Consider the following 4,296-nt stretch of genomic DNA (forward strand, 5'->3'; position numbering starts at 1 on the left):
GCGATGGTAATGGTGGCACAGATACAGCCACAGTTAATGTGACTATTGATGGGGTAAATATAATAAGGCAAGAAAAAATTGACTTATTCACTCTCGATGGAACCAATGGTTTTGTAATCAACGGGATTAATAGTGGGGATCTCTCGGGCTTTTCTGTAAGTAATGCCGGAGACATCAATGGAGATAATCTCAATGACCTGATGATTGGTGCCCCAGATGCAGAACCCAATGGCCTAGGTGCCGCAGGAGAAACCTATGTAGTGTTCGGCAGCAATGCAGGTTTTGGGGCAAGTTTAAACCTATCCAATCTTAATGGGAGCAACGGCTTTGTTTTAAGTGGTATTGATAGTGGAGATGCTTCTGGTTTCTCCGTCAGCAATGTGGGAGATTTCAACGGCGATGGCATCGATGACCTGATTATCGGGGCATACAATGCCACATCTAACAGTACCGGGAAAATCCGGGCGGGAGAAACTTACTTAGTATTCGGTCAAAACACTGGATTTAACTCCAAAGTAGAATTATCCAGTTTAGATGGTAGTAATGGTTTTGTGATTAACGGGATTGACGGAAGTGACCGTTCAGGTAGAGCAGTAAGTGGTGCAGGAGATGTCAATGGTGATGGTTTAGCTGACGTGATTATAGGAGCTGATGGTGGAGACCCAAATGGTAACTTATCGGCCGGGGAAAGCTATGTAATTTATGGGAGTAATAGTAGCTTAAGCTCCAGTTTTGACCTATCAAGTATCGATGGCAGTAATGGTTTTGTCATTAATGGGATTGACGGAAGTGACCGTTCAGGCATTGCAGTAAGTGGTGCAGGAGATTTCAATGGAGATGGCATTGATGACCTGATTATAGGAGCTGATTTTGCAGATCCCAACAATAAAGATATTGCGGGAGAAACCTACATAGTATTTGGCAGTAATAATGGCTTTGGTGCAAGTTTAGACCTATCGAGTCTCAATGGCAGTAATGGTCTAGTTATCAATGGAGTGGATTCTAGCGATCGCTTAGGTCAATCAGTAAGTAGTGCAGGAGACGTCAACAACGACGGAATTGATGATGTGATTATTGGTGCCCGCTTTGCTGACCCTAACAGGGTAGATCGTGCGGGAGAAAGTTATGTAGTATTTGGCAGCAATAGTGGTTTTGGGGCAAGTTTAAACCTATCAAGTCTTGATGGCAGCAATGGTTTTGTCATTAACGGTATTGACACCATCGACTTCTCAGGAATTTCAGTAAGTAATGCTGGTGACTTCAACGGAGATAATATTGATGACGTAATTATTGGTGCAATTAATGGAGACCCAGACTCAGACCGCTTAAATAGAGAAATAATTGATGCAGGAGAAAGCTACATAGTATTCGGCAGCAATAGTGGATTTGATGCAAGCATAGAATTATCCAATTTAGATAGTAACAGTGGTATAGTCTTAGAAGGAGTTCGCGACCAAGACCGCTCAGGAATTTCAGTAAGTAGTGCAGGAGACTTTAACGGAGATGGATTCGACGACGTTATTATTGGAGCTTATTATGCAGATCCTAATAATAATCCTGTAGCAGGGGAAACCTATGTAGTTTACGGTCGGCCTTCTAATTTAGCACCCACAGACATTAATCTTGACAATAACTCTGTAGAAGAGAATCGGACTCTTGGTACCTTAGTGGGTAATTTAAGCACGATTGACCCAGATACAGACGATACCCATAGTTATATCCTCGTAGACGATGCCGGAGGACGCTTCCAAATCATCGGAAACCGTTTAGAAGTAAAAGATGGTTCCCTCCTAGACTTTGAAACCAGTCCCAGTTACCTAGTTACGGTACGTAGTACAGATTCGGGTGGGGTAAGCTTGGAAAAAACCCTAGAAATTCAAATTACAGACCTAATCGAGACTGATGAATTACCATTAGTTCTCAATCCTAGCCCTCAAGTCAACGAAAACTTTGGTATAGCCGTAAGCATTGATAACAATTTGGCTTTAGTAGGCGCTAATCGCCATCAAGAACAAGGAGTAGCCGCAGGTGCTGCCTACTTATACAATAGTGAGAATGGTCAATTATTGCTGAACATAACCAATCCCACCCCAGAAGCAGGAGATGAATTTGGGGAAGCAGTGAGTATCTCGGGTGATTTAATGGTAATAGGTGCCAAAGGAGATAACAACGGAGGCGATGATAGTGGTGCCGCCTATATATACAATACCCAAACAGGAGAGCTGCTACAAACCCTGAATAATCCTAATCCCCAAGCGGGAGATAACTTTGGTACCAGTGTGAGTATTGATGGGTCTTTGGTGGTAGTAGGGGCTAACGGTGACGATACTCAAGCCCAAGATAGTGGCATGGCCTATCTTTTTAACGCCAATACAGGTCAATTACTCCAGACCTTCTCTAATCCTACCCCAGAAGCGGGTGACGAATTTGGCAGTGTAGTCAGTATTGATGGAAATCAAGTGTTAATTGATGCTTTCGCTGATGACAGCCAAGCCGAAAATGCAGGTGCCGCCTACCTATTTAGCACCAATACAGGTCAATTACTACAAACCTTCGATAATCCTCAACCTGATAGCAATGACCGCTTTGGATTATCTCTGAATCTTAAAGGAAATCGAGCCTTGATTGGTGCCTTTACTGATGATACAGGTGCTGACAATGCTGGCATAGCCTATTTATACGACACAAGCACAGGTGACTTACTACAAACTTTTGAGAATCCTCAGCCTAATGCCAATGAACGTTTTGGCCTAGCCTTAGCTCTTGAGGACAATGTAGCTCTAATTGCAGCAAGTCGCGATGACAGTGGTGCTGTTGATAGTGGGACTGTTTATTTGTTTGATACCAATGATGGAGAATTGTTAGAAACTTTCTCTAATCCCTCACCACAACGAGATGATTACTTTGGTAGCAGCGTGGCTATTTCAGGAGAAAAACTAATCATAGGTGTAGAGGCGGATAATACTGGGAGCGAAGATGCCGGAGTGGCTTATATTTATCCCTATCAAGTACAACCACCCATCCCAGTGATTGAAGGAACACCGAATAATGATACCCTTATAGGTACTCGTGATGGTGAAATCATTAGAGGATTAGAAGGAAATGATGTCCTAAGAGGTGAAAGAGGAGATGATACCCTAGAGGGAGGACCAGGAAGCGATCGCCTCTTAGGTGGAGAGGGCGCCGATACCTTTGTGGTTTTATCTGGTGAAGGTAAAGATAGCATCAATGACTTTGTTCGAGGTGAAGACCTCCTCAGTAGTGATATCGATTTTGCTGATCTAAATATTGACGTCAGGAATGGTAATGTTAATCTTGCAGACAGTAATACTAATAATATTTTCGCCGTCCTGAGAAATACTACTGAGTTTCTAGAATCGGATTATCTGTTCATCAACTCTGAACCAGACATCGTTGAACCATCAATCATTGAAGGCTCACCCAACAACGATACCCTCATAGGTACGGATAACGATGACACCATTCGAGGATTAGAAGGGAGTGATGTCCTAAGAGGTGAAGAAGGAAATGATACCCTAGATGGAGGACCCAGAAGCGATCGCCTCTTAGGTGGAAATGGCGCTGATACCTTTGTAGTCTTATCTGGTGAAGGTAAAGATAGCATCAATGACTTTGTTCGAGGTGAAGACCTATTGAGCAGTGATATAGATTTTGCTGATCTAAATATTGACGTCAGGAATGGTAATGTTAATCTTGCAGACAGTAATACTAATAATATTTTCGCCGTCCTGAGAAATACTACTGAGTTTCTAGAATCTGATTATATCGTCAATAACTCTGAACCACCAATGCCACCAATGCCATCAATTATTGAAGGCTCACTCAACAACGATACTCTCATAGGTACGGATAATGATGACACCATTCAAGGATTAGGAGGAGATGATGTTTTAAGAGCTGAAGGAGGAAATGATCTTCTAGATGGAGGACCCAGAAGCGATCGCCTCTTAGGTGGAAATGGCGCCGATACCTTTGTGGTCTTAACCGGCGAAGGTAAAGATAGCATCAATGACTTTGTTCGAGGTGAAGACCTCCTCAGTAGTGATCTAGATTTTGCTGAGCTCAATATTGACATCAGGAATGGTAACGTTAATATTGTAGACAGTAATACTAATAATATTTTCGCCGTCCTGAGAAACACTACTGAGTTTACTCAATCTGATTATATTCTTACAGGCGATATAATCACGGCCGGATAAGCAACGTAAGATGAGGGCAAGGGCTTGCCTTTTAAAAGATAAGCTGCTCTCGGGTGGGCGCAAATTTCGCTCACCC

General features: G+C 42.8%; 1 protein-coding gene. It reads left to right on the forward strand.

Annotation, left to right across the window (positions count from 1 at the left end; all coding sequences use genetic code 11):
* On the forward strand, nucleotides 1-4,220 hold a 4,220-nt coding region (locus MW688_RS01930), incomplete at its 5' end, for a beta strand repeat-containing protein (protein ID WP_486734223.1).
* Nucleotides 4,221-4,296: the final 76 nt, after the last annotated feature.

It is taken from the genome of Johannesbaptistia floridana (assembly GCF_057440575.1).